The 16,746-nt window shown below is 72.9% G+C and carries 15 protein-coding genes and 1 pseudogene; 12 read left to right on the top strand and 4 right to left on the bottom strand.

Annotated features, from left to right (window positions below; genetic code table 11):
- Nucleotides 1-149: 149 nt before the first annotated feature.
- From CNQ36_RS02925 to sigJ, 9 genes and pseudogenes are all read left to right on the top strand, one after another.
- Nucleotides 150-1,667 carry a sugar ABC transporter ATP-binding protein gene (locus CNQ36_RS02925; protein ID WP_121544803.1) on the top strand — a complete coding sequence of 506 codons (1,518 nt, stop codon included), beginning with the start codon at nucleotides 150-152 and terminating at the stop codon, nucleotides 1,665-1,667.
- On the top strand, nucleotides 1,664-2,704 hold the full coding sequence (locus CNQ36_RS02920; RefSeq protein WP_004935521.1) for an ABC transporter permease: 1,041 nt from the start codon (nucleotides 1,664-1,666) through the stop codon (nucleotides 2,702-2,704). Before CNQ36_RS02925 ends, CNQ36_RS02920 begins: the two co-directional genes overlap by 4 nt.
- Nucleotides 2,697-3,719 (top strand): ABC transporter permease, encoded by a 1,023-nt coding sequence (locus CNQ36_RS02915; protein WP_121544802.1) that lies wholly within the window; start codon nucleotides 2,697-2,699, stop codon nucleotides 3,717-3,719. The genes CNQ36_RS02920 and CNQ36_RS02915 overlap by 8 nt, the downstream gene beginning before the upstream one ends.
- 27 nt (nucleotides 3,720-3,746) lie before the next feature.
- Complete coding sequence (gene rhaS / locus CNQ36_RS02910) at nucleotides 3,747-4,829, top strand: rhamnose ABC transporter substrate-binding protein (protein ID WP_121544801.1); 1,083 nt, start codon at nucleotides 3,747-3,749, stop codon at nucleotides 4,827-4,829.
- 31 nt (nucleotides 4,830-4,860) lie between these two features.
- Entirely contained in the window at nucleotides 4,861-5,181 is a 321-nt protein-coding gene (locus tag CNQ36_RS02905; protein ID WP_121544800.1) for an L-rhamnose mutarotase, read from the top strand.
- A 182-nt stretch (nucleotides 5,182-5,363) separates the two neighbouring features.
- The gene (locus CNQ36_RS02900; RefSeq protein ID WP_121544799.1) at nucleotides 5,364-6,389 is read left to right on the top strand and encodes a LacI family DNA-binding transcriptional regulator; all 1,026 of its coding nucleotides are present in this window, start codon (nucleotides 5,364-5,366) and stop codon (nucleotides 6,387-6,389) included.
- 101 nt (nucleotides 6,390-6,490) lie between these two features.
- Entirely contained in the window at nucleotides 6,491-7,792 is a 1,302-nt protein-coding gene (locus tag CNQ36_RS02895) for an alpha/beta fold hydrolase (RefSeq protein ID WP_121544798.1), read from the top strand.
- A 56-nt stretch (nucleotides 7,793-7,848) separates the two neighbouring features.
- Nucleotides 7,849-8,592, top strand: coding sequence for a PIG-L deacetylase family protein (locus CNQ36_RS02890; protein WP_004935538.1), 744 nt, complete (start codon nucleotides 7,849-7,851; stop codon nucleotides 8,590-8,592).
- Nucleotides 8,589-9,492, top strand: a pseudogene (gene sigJ, locus CNQ36_RS02885) (RNA polymerase sigma factor SigJ). The gene CNQ36_RS02890 and the pseudogene sigJ overlap by 4 nt, the downstream one beginning before the upstream one ends.
- 30 nt (nucleotides 9,493-9,522) lie before the next feature.
- On the opposite strand, the gene CNQ36_RS02880 reads toward sigJ, so the two are convergent.
- Nucleotides 9,523-10,992 (bottom strand): cytochrome P450, encoded by a 1,470-nt coding sequence (locus CNQ36_RS02880; protein WP_121544797.1) that lies wholly within the window; start codon nucleotides 10,990-10,992, stop codon nucleotides 9,523-9,525.
- A 121-nt stretch (nucleotides 10,993-11,113) separates the two neighbouring features.
- Here CNQ36_RS02880 and CNQ36_RS02875 point away from each other — a divergent pair, with 121 nt between their 5' ends.
- Together CNQ36_RS02875 and CNQ36_RS02870 are read left to right on the top strand one after the other, a co-directional pair.
- A complete protein-coding gene (locus CNQ36_RS02875; protein ID WP_004935545.1) occupies nucleotides 11,114-11,722 on the top strand; it encodes a TetR/AcrR family transcriptional regulator in 609 nt (202 codons plus the stop codon).
- 87 nt (nucleotides 11,723-11,809) lie between these two features.
- Nucleotides 11,810-12,538 (top strand): DUF2470 domain-containing protein, encoded by a 729-nt coding sequence (locus CNQ36_RS02870; protein ID WP_121544796.1) that lies wholly within the window; start codon nucleotides 11,810-11,812, stop codon nucleotides 12,536-12,538.
- On the opposite strand, the gene CNQ36_RS02865 is transcribed toward CNQ36_RS02870, so the two are convergent.
- The 3 genes from CNQ36_RS02865 to CNQ36_RS02855 all read right to left on the bottom strand — a co-directional run bounded on the left by CNQ36_RS02865 (nucleotide 12,506) and on the right by CNQ36_RS02855 (nucleotide 15,601).
- On the bottom strand, nucleotides 12,506-13,699 hold the full coding sequence (locus CNQ36_RS02865) for a lactonase family protein (RefSeq protein WP_121544795.1): 1,194 nt from the start codon (nucleotides 13,697-13,699) through the stop codon (nucleotides 12,506-12,508). The genes CNQ36_RS02870 and CNQ36_RS02865 overlap by 33 nt on opposite strands.
- Before the next feature lie 96 nt (nucleotides 13,700-13,795).
- Nucleotides 13,796-15,031 (bottom strand): aromatic acid exporter family protein, encoded by a 1,236-nt coding sequence (locus tag CNQ36_RS02860; protein ID WP_121544794.1) that lies wholly within the window; start codon nucleotides 15,029-15,031, stop codon nucleotides 13,796-13,798.
- Nucleotides 15,032-15,112: 81 nt separating this feature from the next.
- Entirely contained in the window at nucleotides 15,113-15,601 is a 489-nt protein-coding gene (locus CNQ36_RS02855; RefSeq protein WP_004935555.1) for an FBP domain-containing protein, read from the bottom strand.
- Nucleotides 15,602-15,762: 161 nt separating this feature from the next.
- Between CNQ36_RS02855 and CNQ36_RS02850 the strand changes: the two genes are divergently transcribed.
- Nucleotides 15,763-16,746, top strand: a complete 984-nt coding sequence (locus CNQ36_RS02850) for a phosphotransferase family protein (protein ID WP_121544793.1) — start codon at nucleotides 15,763-15,765, stop codon at nucleotides 16,744-16,746.

Below are 16,746 nucleotides of genomic sequence, written 5' to 3'. Positions count from 1 at the left end.
TCACCCGTGCGAGACCTGAAGCTCTCGAAAGTTTTTCGACCGGGACCCATTGACGTGACATGCGTCGCGCGCCTAACGTCCCGGCAACCCAGTTGAAACCTTTCACGACGTCGCGAGGGCAGCCCCACCGGCGTCGTCGAGGAGCCCTCATGACCCACCCGTCCGACACGGGTCCGGCCCCGGTCCTCGCGCTGAAGGGCATCTCCAAGTCCTTCGGCGCGGTCCGCGCCCTGCGGGACGTCTCCCTGGAGCTGTTCCCCGGGGAGGTGCACGCCCTCGCCGGGGAGAACGGAGCCGGCAAGTCGACCCTCATCAAGACGCTCGCCGGAGTGCACCGGCCGGACGCCGGCCAGGTGCTGCTCGACGGGACGCCCGTGGTCTTCCACGGACCCGGCGACGCCCGCGACGCCGGCATCGCCGTGATCTACCAGGAGCCCACGCTCTTCCCCGACCTGTCGATCGCCGAGAACATCTTCATGGGACGGCAGCCCCGGCGGGCGTTCGGCCGGATCGACCACCGGGCGACGCACGACGCGACCGCGGCACTGATGAAGCGGCTCGGTGTCGCACTCGACCCGGACCGCCCGGCCCGCGGTCTGTCCATCGCCGACCAGCAGATCGTCGAGATCGCCAAGGCGCTCTCGTTCGACGCCCGCGTCCTGATCATGGACGAGCCGACCGCCGCCCTCACCGGCAGCGAGGTCGCCCGTCTCTTCGGCGTGGTGCGCACCCTGCGCGAACAGGGCGCCGCGGTGCTGTTCATCTCCCACCGCCTGGAGGAGATCTTCGAGATCTGCCAGAAGGTCACCACGCTGCGCGACGGCGCCTGGATCGCCGGCGAGCCGGTGGACGGCATGACCGAGGACGATCTGGTCCGCCGCATGGTCGGCCGTGACCTCGAGGAGCTCTACCCCAAGCAGGAGGTGAGCCCCGGCGAGACCGTCCTGAGCGTGCGCAGGCTGACCCGTGAGGGCGTCTTCACCGATGTCTCCTTCGACGTGCGGCGCGGCGAGATCGTCGGCCTGGCCGGACTCGTCGGCGCCGGGCGCACCGAGGTGGCCCGCGCGGTGTTCGGCGTCGACCGCTGGGACGCCGGGGAGGTGGAGGTGGACGGACGGAGGCTGACCAACGGCGCCCCGTCCGCCGCCATGGCCGCGGGCCTCGCCCTGGTCCCCGAGGACCGGCGCGCCCAGGGCCTGGTGATGGACATGTCCATCGAGCGCAACATCGGCCTCACCGGACTGCGTTCGACCGTGCGGGCCGGGCTGATGGACCGGGGCGCCGAACGCAGCCGCTCCCTGGACTGGGCGGTCAGGCTGCAGGTCAAGTACGCCCGGATCGCCGACACGGTCAACACCCTGTCCGGCGGCAACCAGCAGAAGGTCGTCCTCGCCAAGTGGCTCGCCACCGGCCCGAAGGTGCTGATCGTGGACGAGCCCACGCGCGGCATCGACGTCGGCACCAAGGCCGAGGTGCACCGGCTGCTGTCCCAGCTGGCCGCCGACGGCGTGGCCGTGCTGATGATCTCCTCCGACCTGCCCGAGATCCTCGGCATGGCCGACCGCGTGCTGGTGATGCACGAGGGCCGGCTCACCGCCGAGATCCCCCGCACCGACGCCACCGAGGAAACCGTGATGGCCGCAGCCACGGGGAGGGCCGCCGCATGACGGTCACCGCTCCCGAAGAAGCCCCCGTCGCCGGGGTGCCCGAGGCGGGCGCCACACGGCTGGTCGACCGCGTCTTCAAGATGCGCGAACTGGCCATCCTGGCGGTCTTCCTGGTGATGATCGGCGTCACCCAGGCCGGCAACAGCGAGTTCCTTTCCGAACAGGGCATCAAGGACCTGCTGCTGAACGCCACCATCCTGGTCCTGGTCGCCACCGGCCAGTCCCTGGTGGTCATCACCCGCAACGTCGACCTGTCGGTCGGCTCCACACTGGGCATCAGCGCCTTCGCCGCGGGCGTCCACCTCCAGGGCGGCGGGAACCCGGTCGTCGCCGTCGCCCTCGCGGTCCTCCTCGGCACCGGCTTCGGCCTGCTCAACGGCCTGCTCGTCAGCCTCGGCCAGGTGCCGGCGCTCGTCGTCACCCTCGGCACGCTGTACATCATCCGCGGCATCGACTCCATCTGGGTCGGCTCCCGCCAGATCACCGCCGCCGACCTCCCCGGCGGATTCGTCGACTTCGGCTCCGGGGGGATCTCGGCGGTGCCGTACCTGGCGCTCATCGCCCTCGCGGTGCTCGTGGCGACGGCGTACTACCTCAAGCACTTCGGCAGCGGACGCGAACTGTACGCACTGGGCTCCAACCCGGAGGCCGCCCGGCTGGCCGGCATCCCCGTGCGCAAGCGGATCCTCACCGCGTACACCTTCTGCGGAGCCCTCGCCGGGCTCGCCGGCGCCCTGTACCTGGCCCGGTTCGGCAACGTCGACTCCGGCACCGGCAGCGGCTACGAACTCACCGTCGTCAGCGCGGTCGTGGTCGGTGGCGTGGTCTTCACCGGCGGCTCCGGCAGCGTCTACGGGGCGGCTCTCGGCGCGCTGCTGCTGACCTCCGTCAACAGCGTGCTGCCCGCCCTCGGCGTCAGCTCCGTGTGGGTGCTCGCCATCAACGGCATCCTGCTCATCCTCGCCATCGCGGTCGACCGCGTCGTCGCGCTGCGCGTGGCCTCCGCCCTGAAGAAGAGGAACGCCCGCCATGCCTGAGTCCGGATTCCCGGCGCTCCGCGCCGTCCGCTGGGACACGGTGGTCGGTGCCCTGCTCGTCGTGGTCCTGCTGCTGTCCTTCACCACCGTCGACGGCTTCGGCAACGCGCTCAACCTGTCGTTCCTCATCGGCAACACCCTGCCGATCGCGCTGATCGCCCTGCCCATGACCCTGCTCGTGGTCTCCGGCGAGATCGACCTGTCCGTCGCCTCCACCGCGGGACTGTCCGGCGCGGTGATGGGCGCCCTGTGGAACCAGGGCATGTCCATCGAGACGATCATCCCGGTCTGCCTGCTGATCGGCGTCGTCTGCGGCCTGGTCAACGGCCTGCTGGTGACCCGCCTCGGACTGCCGTCCCTCGCCGTCACCATCGGCACGCTGGCCGCCTACCGGGGCATCGCGCAGATCGTGCTCGGCTCCGACGCGGTGACCGACTTCCCCGCCCAGTACCTGGACTTCGCCGCCGGACGCATCGGCGACACGTTCGTCCCGTACGCCTTCCTGCCCTTCCTGGCGCTGCTCGCCGTCGCCGTCGTCGCCCTGCACGCCACCCCGTTCGGGCGGTCGCTGTTCGCGATCGGCGCGAGCGAGGAGGCCGCCCGGTTCGCCGGCATCCGCGTCAAGCGGCAGAAGCTCGTCCTGTTCACCCTGACCGGCCTGATGGCCTCCCTCACCGGCGTCTTCTGGGCCCTGCACTACGCCAGCGCGCGCTACGACAACGCGACCGGCCTCGAACTCTCCGTCGTGGCCGCCGTCCTGCTCGGCGGCATCGACTTCGACGGCGGCAAGGGGACGCTCGGCGGCGCGGTCGCCGGGGTGTTCCTGCTCGGCGCGCTGCAGAACGTGATGAGCCTGCAGGACGTCTCCGCGCAGTCGCAGACCGTCGTCACCGGCGTGCTGCTGGTCCTGTCCGTCCTGGGACCCCGGGTCGCCCGGCAACTCGCCGTCGCCCGTGCCCGGCGCCGCGCCGTGGAGCCACCGACGGCGTCCAAGGCGCCCGCCCCGACTCCCTGAACCCTCCTCGCCCTTAAGGAACCCACCATGCGCAAGGCAACCGTCCGCCGTACCTGTGCGGCGCTCGCCGCCGTCACCTCGCTCGCCCTGGCCGCCACCGCCTGCGGCGGCACCACCAAGGAGGACGTCAAGAACGAGGGCGGCGCGGCGGCCTCGGCGGGCAAGGCCGACCCGAACGCCGAGACCAAGAAGGGCCTGACCGTCGGCTTCCTGCCCAAGCAGGTCAACAACCCCTACTTCACCACCGCCGACAAGGGCGGCGAGAAGGCCGTGAAGGAACTGGGCTCCACCTACAAGGAGGTCGGCCCCTCCAGCGCCACCGACACCGCCGGCCAGGTCTCCTACGTCAACACCCTCACCCAGCAGCAGGTCGACGCCATGGCCGTCTCCGCGCAGGACCCCGGCGCCCTGTGCACCGCGCTCAAGCAGGCCATGAAGAACGGCATCAAGGTCGTCACCTACGACTCCGACACCACCCCCGGCTGCCGCAACGCCTTCATCTCGCAGGCCTCCGCCGAGGACCTGGGCCGCACCGAGGTGCAGCTGCTCGCCGAACAGATCGGCTACAAGGGCGAGATCGCGATCCTGTCCGCCGCGCAGACCGCGACCAACCAGAACACCTGGATCGAGTTCATGAAGGACGAGCTCAAGGACCCCAAGTACAAGGACATGAAGCTGGTCAAGGTCGCCTACGGCAACGACGACGCCCAGCAGTCCTTCCAGCAGACCCAGGGCCTGCTCCAGGAGCACCCGAACCTGAAGGGGATCATCTCCCCGACCACCGTCGGCATCAAGGCCGCCGCGCAGTACCTGTCCGGCTCCAAGTACAAGGGCAAGGTCAGGCTGACCGGCCTCGGCACCCCCAACGACATGCGCAAGTACGTCAAGAACGGCACCGTCGAGGCGTTCGAGCTGTGGGACCCCGCCAAGCTCGGCGAACTCGCCGCCCGCACCGCCGTCGCACTGGCCTCCGGACAGATCACCGGCCAGGAGGGCGAGACCTTCGAGGCCGGCGCGATGGGCGAGTACACCATAGGAAAGGACGGCGTGATCAGCCTCGGCAAGCCCACCGTCTTCAACGCCGGGAACATCGACCAGTTCGACTTCTGATCCCCGACCCCCTCGCGAGGAGCGGTACTTCATGCAACGCGTCTGTTTCCTGCTCAAGGTCCGCCAGGACCGGATCGCCGAGTACCGCGAACGCCACGCCGCCGTGTGGCCCGAGATGCGCGAGGCGCTCTCGGCCACCGGCTGGCACAACTACTCCCTCTTCCTGCGCGACGACGGCCTGCTCGTCGGCTACCTGGAGACCGAGGACTTCGGGGCCGCCAGGGCCGGCATGGAGGCCACCGAGGTCAACGCCCGCTGGCAGAAGGAAATGTCCCCCTTCTTCGAGTCCCTCGACGGCTCCCGGCCGGACGAGGCGATGAAACCGCTGACCGAGGTCTTCCACCTCGCCTGACGACGGAGCCCGCGATGAGACGACGCACTCTCCTGGCCGGAGCACTCCTCGGCACCACACCCTCACCCCTGCACGTCGCCGACTTCCGGCTGCCCGGCTGACGTGACCGCTGCGGGGCGGCCGGTGCCGGTAGTGTGATGGCCCGCCGCGCCGCCCCCCGTCTCCCTGGAGGTCCCTGCCCGATGGCCCAGTCGGTGGGTATCAAGGACGTCGCCCGCGTCGCCGGAGTCTCCGTCGGCACGGTCTCCAACGTCATCAACCGCCCGGACACGGTCGCCGCCGAGACCCGGGCGCGGGTGCTGTCCGCCATAGACCGGCTCGGTTACGTCCGCAGCGAGTCCGCCCGTCAGCTCCGCGCCGGCCGCAGCCGCATCATGGGCCTGCTCGTCCTCGACATGGGCAACCCGTTCTTCGTCGACGTCGCGCGCGGCGCCGAACGCGCCGCCCGCGAGGCCGGGCTGGGCGTGATGGTCTGCAACAGCGCCCAGAGCCCGGGCGAGGAGGCCGAGTACCTGTCCCTCTTCGCCGAGCAGCGGGTGCGCGGCGTGCTGCTGACCCCGGCCGACGCCACCGGCCGCAACATCGAGGCGTTCCGCCGGCACGGCATCCCCTTCGTGCTGGTCGACCGGGTCGCCGAGGGCACCACCGAGTGCTCGGTCTCCGTGGACGACGTGGCGGGCGGCGCGCTGGCCGTGCGGCACCTCGTCGACGCCGGTCACCGCTCCCTCGCCTACGTCAGCGGCCCGCCCGGACTGAACCAGGTCCGGGACCGCCGCACCGGCGCGCTGAACGCCCTCGCCGAGGCCGGACTGGGACCCGACCGCCTGCGCGAGCTGCCCACCGAGCGCCTCGACGTCGCCGCCGGACGCGACGCCGGCGCCCGCCTCCTCGGCCTGTCCGACCGGCCGACCGCCGTGTTCTGCGCCAACGACCTGCTGGCCCTCGGTGTGCTCCAGGCGATGTACGCGGCCGGCGTCGGGGTCCCCGACGACCTCGCGATCGTCGGGTACGACGACATCGAGTTCGCCGCCGCGGCGGCCGTGCCGCTCACCTCCGTACGGCAGCCCGCCGTCACCATGGGCGCCTTGGCGGCGGAGCTGCTGCTGGAGGAGACCGAGGGCGAGGGCGCCGCCGGGCCGCACGAGCACCGCCGCGTCGTCCTCCGCCCGGAACTGGTGGTCCGGCGCTCCAGTCTGGCGGCCCGCTGACCGCGGGCCGGCGAGGATTTCATGATCCCGGGCTCGTTGGCCGGACGAACATGTGCTGAACTGGGTCATGGCCCGACAATCCGTTCGTCCCAGGAGCACCGTTGACCGTCAGTTACCGCCAGCCCGGAGTGGTCCTCACCGACCGCCGGTTCACCGTGCCCCTCGACCACGACACCCCCTCGGGGGAGACGATCGTCCTGTACGCGCGGGAGGCCGTCGCGAGTGACAAGGCCGGCCAGGACCTGCCCTGGCTGCTCTACCTCCAGGGCGGGCCGGGCTTCGGGGCGAACCGTTTCATCCGCAAGGAGGCCTGGCTGGGCCGGGCCCTGGAGGAGTACCGCGTCCTGCTCCTCGACCAGCGCGGCACCGGGCACTCCACCCCCGCGAACCGGCAGACCCTCCCGCTGCGCGGCGGCCCCGCCGAACAGGCCGACTACCTCAGCCACTTCCGCGCCGACTCCATCGTCCGGGACTGCGAGGCCATCCGCCCCCAGGTGACCGGCGGCGCACCCTGGACGGTGCTCGGCCAGAGCTTCGGCGGCTTCTGCGCCGTCGCCTACCTGTCGACGGCCCCCGAGGGCCTGGACACCGCCCTCGTCACCGGCGGCCTGCCCTCCCTCGACGCCCACGCCGACGACGTCTACCGGGCCGCCTACCCGCGCGTCGCGCGCAAGGTCGCCGCGCACTACGCCCGCTACCCGCAGGACGTCGAACGCGCCCGCCGCATCGCCGACCACCTCCTCACCCACGAGGTCGTCCTCCCGAACGGCTACCGCTTCACCGTCGAGGCGTTCCAGTCCCTCGGCCTCATGCTCGGCGGCGGCGACGGCAGCCACCGGCTGCACCACCTCCTGGAGGACGCCTTCGTCCGCACCCCCGGCGGCCCCGCCCTCTCCGACGCCTTCCAGGAACAGGCGCAGGCCCTGCTGTCGTTCGCCGGCCACCCCCTGTACGCGCTGGTCCACGAGGCCATCTACGGCCAGGACGCACGCCCCACCGCCTGGTCCGCCGAACGCGTACGCAACGAGTTCCCGGGGTTCGACGCGGCCAAGACGCTCGCCGGCGACGAGCCCCTGCTCTTCACCGGCGAGACCATCCACCCCTGGATGTTCGACTGCGACCCCGCGCTGCGCCCGCTGCGCGAGACCGCCGAACTGCTCGCCGCCCGCACCGACTGGACCCCGCTGTACGACCCCGCCCGCCTCGCCGCCAACGAGGTCCCGGTCGCCGCGGCCGTCTACCACGACGACATGTACGTCCACACGCCCCACTCCCTCGAGACCGCCCGCGCGATCCGGGGACTGCGCACCTGGGTCACCGACGAGTTCGAGCACGACGGCGTCCGGGCCGGCGGCCCCCGCGTACTGGACCGGCTGATCGCCCTGGCCCGCGACGAGGTGTGACCCCGGCCCGGGCGAGCGGCCGGTGCGTTGTCGGTGCCGCGGGTTAGTCTGCGGGCATGACCGAGCCGACGACCAGTCAACTCCAGCCGATGCCCGACGACTGGCGGCGCGCGCTGGCCGTGGTCGCCCACCCGGACGACCTCGAGTACGGCTGCGCCGCGGCGATCGCCTCCTGGACCGACGCGGGCCGCGAGGTCGCCTATGTCCTCGCGACCCGCGGCGAGGCGGGCATCGACACGCTGGAACCGGCGAAGTGCGCCGCGCTCAGGGAGCGGGAGCAGCGGGCGAGCGCGGCCGTGGTCGGCGTGGACCAGGTCGACTTCCTCGACCACGCGGACGGCGTCGTCGAGTACGGCCCCGCCCTGCGCCGGGACATCGCGGCCGCCATCCGCCGTCACCGGCCCGAACTGGTGATCACCCTGAACCACCGGGACACCTGGGGCGGCACCTACTGGAACACACCGGACCACGTCGCCGTCGGGCGCGCCGTGCTGGACGCGGCCGGTGACGCCGGGAACCGCTGGATCTTCCCGGAGCTGACCGAGCGGGGCCTCGCCCCCTGGGACGGCGTCCGCTGGGTGGCGGTCGCCGGTTCCGGCAACCCCACCCACGCCGTGGACGCTGCCGGGGGACTGGAGCGGGCGGTCGCCTCCCTGCTCGCGCACCGGACCTACATCGAGGCGCTGACCGACGAGGACCCGGAGACGTACGCCCGCGGGCTGCTGACCGGATTCGCCGAGGAGACGGGCAAGCGGTTCGGCGACCGCCCCGCGGTCGCCTTCGAGCTGTTCGCCCGGTGACCTCCGTGGGGGACGACAAGGAATCGCTGGCGCGGCGCTTCGAGGAGCACCGCGGCCACCTGGGGGGCGGTCGCCTACCGCATGCTCGGCTCGCTGACCGAGGCGGAGGACGCGGTCCAGGAGACCTGGCTGCGCCTGGGCCGCGCGGACACCGCCGCGATCGACAACCTCGGCGGCTGGCTCACCACCGTGACCGGCAGGATCTGCCTGGACCTGCTGCGTGCGCGCACCACCCGCCGCGAGCAGCCGATGGACGAGACCTTCGTCCCGGACCCGGTGATCGGACCCCTCACCGCCCAGGCGGACCCGGAACAGGAGGCGCTGCGCGCCGACTCGGTGGGCGTGGCGATGCTGGTGGTCCTGGAGAAGCTGGAGCCCGACGAGCGGCTGGCGTTCGTCCTGCACGACATGTTCGCCGTGCCGTTCGACGACATCGCCCCCGTCGTGGAGCGCAACGCGGCCGCGACCCGGCAGCTCGCCAGCCGGGCCCGCCGCCGGGTGCGGGACACGGTCCCCCCGTCCGACCCCGACCTCGGGCGGCAGAAGGAGGCGCTCGACGCGTTCATGGCCGCCGCGCGCGGCGGTGACTTCGAGGCGCTGGTCGCCGTCCTGCACCCGGACGTGGTGCTGCGGGCGGACGCCGGCGCGCTGGTCCGGGGCATCACGGCCTCCAAGATCCTCCGGGGCGCGAGGACGGTGGCGGAGTCGGCGCTCATGTTCGCCCGGTACACCGCGGCGGCCCGCATCGTCCTGGTCAACGACGGGGCGGGCCTGCTCAGCGTGGTGGACGGCCGGATCCGGTCGGTCATGTCCTTCACGGTCGAGAACGGCCGCATCACGGCCGTGTACATCCTGGCCGACCCCGACCGCCTCGACCACCTGGAGGTCCCGGGCCCCTGACCCCGCCCCGCCCCCGGCCGGCGACGCGCCTCAGGCCGTCGCGGGCCCCGTCGTCGCACCCCTGCGTTCCGGCCACAGCCGCAACCCCTCCGGCATCAGCGTGAGCCGCTCGGTCACCCGCAGCCGATACGCGGGATCGGCCCGCAGTTCGTACCGCCGCAGCAGCAGCCCCAGCACCAGCGTCGCCTCGTGCAGGGCGAACTGCCGCCCGATGCACGCCCGGGCCCCCGTCCCGAACGGCTTGAACGTGTGCGCCGCCCGCCCCCGCGCCGCCCGCGCGTCGAACCGGTCCGGATCGAACCGCTCCGCGTCCGCGCCCCACACCTCGGGGTCCCGGTGCAGCATCGGCGTCAGCACCAGCGTCCAGGCGCCGCGCCGCATCGGATGCTCCCCGCCCAGCACCGTGTCCGCCCGTGCCTCCCGGGCGAACGCCGGCGCCGTCGGCCACAGCCGCAGCGACTCGTCCAGCACCCGGCGGACGTAGCGCAGCCGGGCGACCTGCTCGTAGCCCGGCGCCTCCCCGTCGCCCCAGACCCGGTCCACCTCCGCGCGGGCGCGCGCCGCGACATCGGGGTGCCGGGACAGGTAGTGCAGGGCGAAGGACAGCGCGCCCGAGGTGGTCTCGTGCCCGGCGACCAGAAAGGTGATCACCTGACGGCGGACGTTCTCGGACGACAGCCGCTCCCCGGTCTCCGGGTGCGCGGTCTCCAGCATCCGGTCCAGCAGATCCCCGTCCCCGCTGCCGCCGCCGGCCCGCCGCACCCGCACCACCTCGTCCACGATCCGGTTGAGGTGCGCGATGTCGGCCGCGTTGCGGCGGCTCGCGCCCCGCAGCAGCAGGGGAGTCAGCGGCGCGGGCACGCTGTTCAGGCGCTGCGCGTAGGTGAGCGTGCCGACCATCGCGGTGACGAACGGGTGCGGACGGGGCCGTTCGAACGACCCGAAGTCGTGCCCGAACCCGGTGCGCGCGATGGTCTCCAGCGTCAGCTTGGTCATGTCCCCGGGCACGTCCACCGCACTGCCCCCGGCCGCCGCACGGTCCCAGTGTTCCGTCAGCCGTTCCGCCACGGCCAGCATCATCGGGTGGTAGCCGGCCATGGCCTCACGGCTGAACCCGGGAGCCAGCACATCGTGCGCCAACTGCCAGTTGGGCTCGTGGTTGTAGGCCGTGAACAGCCCGTCGCCGGCGACCGGCCGCAGGTTGGCGACGCCCAGCCCGACGTGCTTGGCGAACCGCGACTCGTCGGCCAGATCGGCCACCAGCCCGGCGCCCCAGGTGAACACGAACTCCTTGCCGAAGGCGTTACGCCGGAAGATCGGCCCCAGCCGGCGGGCGTACTTCAGCGAGTCCTGGACCGGAGCGCTCCGGCTCGCGCCCAGGACGTCGCCGAGCAGCGGCAGGCGGTACGGCGGACGCGGTATGCGATGCAGTTCGGGCCAGCCCAGTTCCGCGCTGCGGAACCCCTTCGGCAGTCCGGCCCGTGTCGTCGTCTCCGCCATGACGCGATCTCCTTCGACCCGGCGCGCGTGCGGCGTGTGGTGCGCGATGTGTTGTACGCGAGTTCAATAAGGTGGTTCAGTCTGGGCCGGTCGCTGAACCGGCGTCAAGTAAAGTGCGGGCATGGCCGCGAACCAGGGCGGGCGCACACGCCGCAGGCTCAGCACCGGGGAGCGCCGGGAGCAGCTTCTGTCGGTCGGTGCGCGGCTGTTCTCGGAGAGTCCCTACGACGAGGTGTGGATCGAGCAGGTCGCCGAGATCGCCGGCGTCTCCCGGGGGCTGCTGTACCACTACTTCCCGACCAAGCGGGACTTCTTCGCGGCGGTGGTGGAGCGCGAGAGCGAGCGGATGCTGCGGATGACGGCGGCGGTGCCCGGCGTCCCGGTGCGCGAGCAGCTCACGGCGGGTCTCGACGCGTACCTGGAGTACGTCGAGGCCCATGCGCACGGCTACCGCGCCTTCCACCGCGCGGACGCGGCGGGGGACCGGGCCGTGCGCCGGGTCTACCGCAGGGCCCTGGCGGCGCAGGAGCGGCAGATTCTTGCGGCGCTCGCCCAGGACCCCGAATACGGGCCCGCCCTCGAGGCGCGGCCGGACACCCGGCTCGCCGTGCGCGGCTGGCTGGCCTTCACCACCGCCGTCTGCCTGGAATGGCTGCGCGGTTCCGGCCCGGACCGTGAGCAGGTGCGCGACCTGTGCGCCCGCGCCCTGCTGGGCGTCCTCACGCCCTGACGGACCCGCGCGGATCGCGCGATCCGGTTGGCGCGCTCCCCGTTCTCCGATAGGTTAGGCAAGGCTTACCTAAGAGGAGGTTCGGGGATGGCTGACGACACGCACGGCTGGACGGCCGCGCCCGGCGCGGCGGAGCGGGCCCGCTCGGTGCTCGCCGCCGCCTGGTCCTGCGCGGTGACCGCGGAGGGCACCCGGGAGGAGCTCGTGGGCGCGCACGGCGTGACCGACGACGGAGGGGTGCTGCTGCAGGTTCCCGAGGACAGCGTCCTGCTCGCCGCCGCGATCTGCGCGCCCCGCGGCGAGCCGTCCGCCGTACTGGAGTTCGCCGACGTCGCACCCGTCCCCGTGCGCGACCGGGTCCGCGCCCGGCTGTGGCTGGCCGGCTGGTTCTCCGTCCGGGACGGCCACCTCGCCTTCCGGCCGACCCGCGTGGTGCTCCGGCAGCGGTCCGGCGCCCTGGTCGTCGACGCCGGCGAGTTCGCCGCCGCCGCGCCCGACCCGCTGGCCGCCGCCGAGGCCCGGCTGCTGACCCACCTCGCCGACTGCCACGCCGACGCGGTCGAACGGCTGACCCGCCTGGTCGACCCCGGCAGCCTGCACGGCGCGGTCCGCGTCCGGCCGCTCGCCGTCGACCGGCACGGGCTGACCCTGCGCATCGAACGCGTCCGCTCCGGCGGCGACGTACGCCTGCCCTTCCACACGCCCGCCGACGACGTCTCCCAGCTCACCGAGCGGTTGCACGTGCTGCTCGCCCAGGCGAGCGCCGCCTCCTGTCCCAGGCCGCTACAGCGGCAGCGCGCAGACGGCGACCGGTGAGCCGAACGGCTCGCCCGCGGAGCGCAGTCCACCGCTCTCCTCGTCGACGTGGAACACGCTGACGTCACCGGACCTCTGGTTGGCCGCGAACAGCAGCGCGCCGTCCGGGGAGAAGGCGATCTGGCGCGGGAAGTCACCGCCCACCAGCACGGTGTCGAGCAGCCGCAGCCGGGCGCCGTCCGCCTCGACGGCGTAGCGGGTGAGGCTGTTGTCGCCGCGGTTCGCCAGATACGCGAACCGCCCGTTCCCGGTCACCAGGATCTGCGCCGGGTAGCTGGTGCCGGCCCCCGTGCCCGTCGACTGCGGCGCGCCGATCCGCAGCCGCCCCGAACCGGGGTCGTACGCGCACACCGCGACGGTGTCGTCGACCTCGTTGGCGAGATAGGCGTACCGGCCCCCGGGGTGAAAGGTGAGATGGCGCGGTCCCGCACCGGGCCGGGTGCTCGCCCGCGCCGTCTCGGTGAGCGTGCCGGCCGCCTCGTCGAGGCGGTACGTGTACACCGTGTCCGTGCCCAGGTCGACGGCGAGGACATGGCCCCCGTCCGGACTGGTGAGGAACTGGTGGGCGTGCGGCCCCCGTTGGCCCGGACCCGGCGGCGGACCTGAGTGCGTGACCAGTTCGGTGCGCTCCCCGAGCGCCCCCGAGGCGTCGATGGGGTGCACCGCGACGCTCCCGGAGCCGTAGTTCGCGCTCAGCAGGTACCGGCCGTCCGGATGCACCGACAGATGGCAGGGAGCCGCGCCGCCGCTGCTCCGGCTGCCCAGCACCTTCCGGTCGGACAGCCGGACGGCGGTCACCGCGCCGTCGTCCCGCTCGTTCACCGCGTACAGCGTCCGGCCGTCCGGATGCACCGTCAGATACGACGGATCCGCCACACCGGTGAGGGCGCCGGAGCCGGTGATCCGCCCCGACTCCGGGTCGTACGCGGCCAGCCCGATGCCCTCGCCGCCGCCGTCGGCCGAGGTGTAGGTGCCCAGGAAAAGCGGACGCGGACCGGCGGGCCGGCCGCCCCCGCTCCGTGCGCCGGTACCCGGATCGGGCGCCGGCGGGGAGGGCGGATCCGCCGGCGGCGCCTCGTCGCACGCCGCGACCGCCGGCGCGGCGGCCGTCCCCGTGACGGCGCCGACGAAACGGCGCCTGCTCCAGTCGGCCCTGCTCATCCACGCACCTCAGGTCGTCGCCCGTCCCGGTCCACCGCCACCCTGGCGGCCGTCACCCGTCGCGCGCAAGCCCGGCCGCCGCCCGCCCCGTTCGCGTCACGAGGAACGACGGCCGGCGCCGCGCCGGAGGCGGCGCAGCCGCTCCCACAGCCGGGTGAGCCGCGGCAGCCGCTCGCGCTGCTCCCGCGAGTGCCGGTCCAGCTCCTCGAACAGCCTGCGCGTACGGTGCTCGGTGTCCATCTCGTCCAGGATGCGGTTGACCTCGGTCAGCACGGCGCCCAGCAACTGCCACTCGCGCGCGTCCCGGCGGGCCTCCTCGAAGAGCAGCTCGGCCAGCCTGTCGCGGGTGACGGCCGCCTGCCGCAGCTCCGAGGCGAGCCGCTCCTCCGCCGACTCGGCGTTCGCGCTCACGCTCGTGGTGACCAGCACCGCGAAGCTGACCACGGCGTCGGCGATCTCGGACAGCAACTGCTCGAAGGCGGCGCCCGTCTCCGGCGCGAACAGCCGGCCGGGCTCGCGCTCCTTGGCCAGGTCGGTCACGGTGCGGGCCAGCACCCGCAGCACCACCGTGCAGATCTCCAGCGTGTCCAGGCCGGTGCGCAGCACGATCCGGTGCAGCAGGCCCTCACGCACCCTCGGGTTGAGCCGCAGGCTGTCCTCCGCCTGCCGGAGGTCCGCGTCCACCTCGGAGATGTCGTGGTCCAGCCGGCGGGCCTCGTGCAGCCGGGCCGCCGCGCGGGACGACGGAGGGCGGCCCGCGGCCTCCTCCCCGATCCGCAGCATCAGCTGCCGCACCCGCCGCGCCAGCTCCTCGATCGACTCGCCGGCCTCCTCCACCCACACCGGCGGGGCCAGCAGCAGGTTGAACGCCATTCCGACGGCGGCCCCGACCAGCGTCTCCACGATGCGGGCCCAGGCGGTGTCCCCGTGGGTGGTCACCCCGAGCACCAGCATCGCGCTGATCGCCACCTCGGGGACGAACTCGTCCACCCGCACCAGATGGCCGATGATCAGCGACGACAGGATGAGCAGGCCAAGACTCCACCAGGTCAGACCGACCAGGAGACTGAACAGGATCGCCACGACGACGCCGGTCACCACCGAGTTCACCCGGCGGATCCCGGTGGTGAGCGTGGAGTACAGGGTGACCTGTACCACGAGCAGCGCGGTCAGGGGCGCGGTGAGCGGGGCGGCCTCCGGATTCAGCTGTACCGCGATGACGTAGGCGACCGTCGCCGCCAACGCCGATCGCACCGTCTGCACGGTCACCGGGTCCCGGCGCCGCTTGACGTACCGAACGGCCGGAGCGGTCATCTCACGTACGACTTGCATCCTCGGACGGTTCCCCCTCCCCGGACACCACGAACGTGTTCACCAGGGACGGCAGTCCCCCGGCGGAACAGCCGGGCGGGCCTACAGCTTGTCGAGGAAGCCGAACAGGTTCCCCCTGGTGCGGGCGATCTGCTGCTCCAGGGTGAGGCTCTCCTCGAAGCGGGACCCGCTCTCCGGGACCTTCAGGCCGCGCAGATAGAGGGAACAGGCGAGGTCGGTGCACATGTAGGCGCCGACCGAGTTGCCCTCACGGCCGGCCGGGCCCGCCTTGCGCGCGGTCATCAGGGAGACTCCGCCGCGCGGATGGGTCGTCAGGCACAGCGAGCACATGCTGCGGTGGAGGAAACCGCGCTGAGCGGGCTGGAAGCGCAGGGCCACCGCGACGAGACGGTCGTCCCGCTCGGTGACGAGATAGCTGCGGTCGGGCGCGCCCGGATCGCGCCAGCCCAGGAAGTCGAGGTCGCTCCAGGGACGTTCGCCCAGGTCACGGGGTACGGCAAGCCGCTTGGCCTCACCCTTCGAGCAGTTGATGAACGAACTGCGGATGTCGTGCTCGGTGAGCGCTTTCACGGGGCTGTCTCCTGTGTCGTGGTTTCGAAACCTAGGGGGTCTAGGTTTCTGGCCCAGGGTAGGTATCCTGCGCCGGCCGGAGCCAGCGAATTTCCCCCGGGGCTCCCGCCCAGGACGCGTTCCGTACGCTGTACCCCGGTCGTTGTGGGGGAGGGGTGTGCATGAAGGTGGATTCCTGGCAGCGGGCCCGCCGGGTGCTCGCGGAGGCGGGTCTGCCGTCCGGCGCGCTCGCCGGCGTGCGTCCGCTGACCGGCGGCACCTACAACACCGTAGAGGAACTCCTCCTCGCCGACGGCAGCCGGTACGTGCTCAAGATCCCGCCCGCGCCCACCGCCCCCGGCCTGCGGTACGAGCGGAACCTCCTGGCCGCCGAGGCGGAGTTCTGCGCCGGTGCGGCCGAGGCCCGGGTGCCCGCCCCGCGCGCCGTGTTCCTCGGCGGCGACCCCCGCGCCCCGTATCTGCTGCTGACCGCCTCCCCGGGCCTGCCCTGGCCGCAGGCGGCGCCGGCGGACGGCGAGCGGGCGGAACTGCGCGAGGAGCTCGGGCGTCAGGTGGCCCGGCTGCACCGGGTGACCGGGCCGGGGTTCGGCTACCCGTCCGGCGCCCTCGGGCCGCTCGCGAGCGACTGGCGGACCGCCTTCACCGCGATGACCGGCGCCGTGCTGGCCGACGCCCGGGATTACGGCGCCCGGCTGCCCCGCCCCGTCGAGGAGACGGCCGCCGTGCTCCACGCCGCCGCCGGGGCGCTCGACGAGGTCACCGTGCCGGTGCTCGTCCACTTCGACCTGTGGCCGGGCAACATCCTGGTGGACCGCTCCGCGGCGGGCCGGGCCCGCATCGGCGGGCTCATCGACGGGGAGCGGATGTTCTGGGGCGACCCGCTCGCCGACTTCGTCTCGCTCGCCCTGCTCGGCGACATCAGGACGGACGAGGCGTTCCTCGCCGGGTACGCGGAGGCCGGGGGCGAGGCCGCCCTCGGCGGGGCGGCCCGCGTCCGCCTCGCCCTCTACCGCGCCTACCTGTACCTGATCATGCTCACCGAGACGGTTCCGCGGGCGGCCGACGCCGCTCACCGGCGCTGGGTCCGGGACGTGGTGGCGCCGGAACTGGAGGCGGCGCTGGACGAGGTCGCCGGACACTGTTAG

The organism is Streptomyces fungicidicus (genome assembly GCF_003665435.1).
In the GTDB taxonomy this organism is placed as follows: domain Bacteria; phylum Actinomycetota; class Actinomycetes; order Streptomycetales; family Streptomycetaceae; genus Streptomyces; species Streptomyces fungicidicus.
Note: the sequence above shows the minus strand (reverse complement) of the source record. Positions and strands in the feature narration are given on the sequence as shown.

What these genes read in the sequence shown, in the direction of transcription:
- CNQ36_RS02925 (WP_121544803.1), top strand. Translation starts at nt 150, where the DNA reads ATGACCCACCCGTCCGACACGGGTCCGGCCCCGGTCCTCGCGCTGAAG.
- CNQ36_RS02920 (WP_004935521.1), top strand. Translation starts at nt 1,664, where the DNA reads ATGACGGTCACCGCTCCCGAAGAAGCCCCCGTCGCCGGGGTGCCCGAG.
- CNQ36_RS02915 (WP_121544802.1), top strand. Translation starts at nt 2,697, where the DNA reads ATGCCTGAGTCCGGATTCCCGGCGCTCCGCGCCGTCCGCTGGGACACG.
- rhaS (WP_121544801.1), top strand. Translation starts at nt 3,747, where the DNA reads ATGCGCAAGGCAACCGTCCGCCGTACCTGTGCGGCGCTCGCCGCCGTC.
- CNQ36_RS02905 (WP_121544800.1), top strand. Translation starts at nt 4,861, where the DNA reads ATGCAACGCGTCTGTTTCCTGCTCAAGGTCCGCCAGGACCGGATCGCC.
- CNQ36_RS02900 (WP_121544799.1), top strand. Translation starts at nt 5,364, where the DNA reads ATGGCCCAGTCGGTGGGTATCAAGGACGTCGCCCGCGTCGCCGGAGTC.
- CNQ36_RS02890 (WP_004935538.1), top strand. Translation starts at nt 7,849, where the DNA reads ATGACCGAGCCGACGACCAGTCAACTCCAGCCGATGCCCGACGACTGG.
- CNQ36_RS02880 (WP_121544797.1), bottom strand. Translation starts at nt 10,992, where the DNA reads ATGGCGGAGACGACGACACGGGCCGGACTGCCGAAGGGGTTCCGCAGC.
- CNQ36_RS02875 (WP_004935545.1), top strand. Translation starts at nt 11,114, where the DNA reads ATGGCCGCGAACCAGGGCGGGCGCACACGCCGCAGGCTCAGCACCGGG.
- CNQ36_RS02870 (WP_121544796.1), top strand. Translation starts at nt 11,810, where the DNA reads ATGGCTGACGACACGCACGGCTGGACGGCCGCGCCCGGCGCGGCGGAG.
- CNQ36_RS02865 (WP_121544795.1), bottom strand. Translation starts at nt 13,699, where the DNA reads ATGAGCAGGGCCGACTGGAGCAGGCGCCGTTTCGTCGGCGCCGTCACG.
- CNQ36_RS02860 (WP_121544794.1), bottom strand. Translation starts at nt 15,031, where the DNA reads ATGCAAGTCGTACGTGAGATGACCGCTCCGGCCGTTCGGTACGTCAAG.
- CNQ36_RS02850 (WP_121544793.1), top strand. Translation starts at nt 15,763, where the DNA reads ATGAAGGTGGATTCCTGGCAGCGGGCCCGCCGGGTGCTCGCGGAGGCG.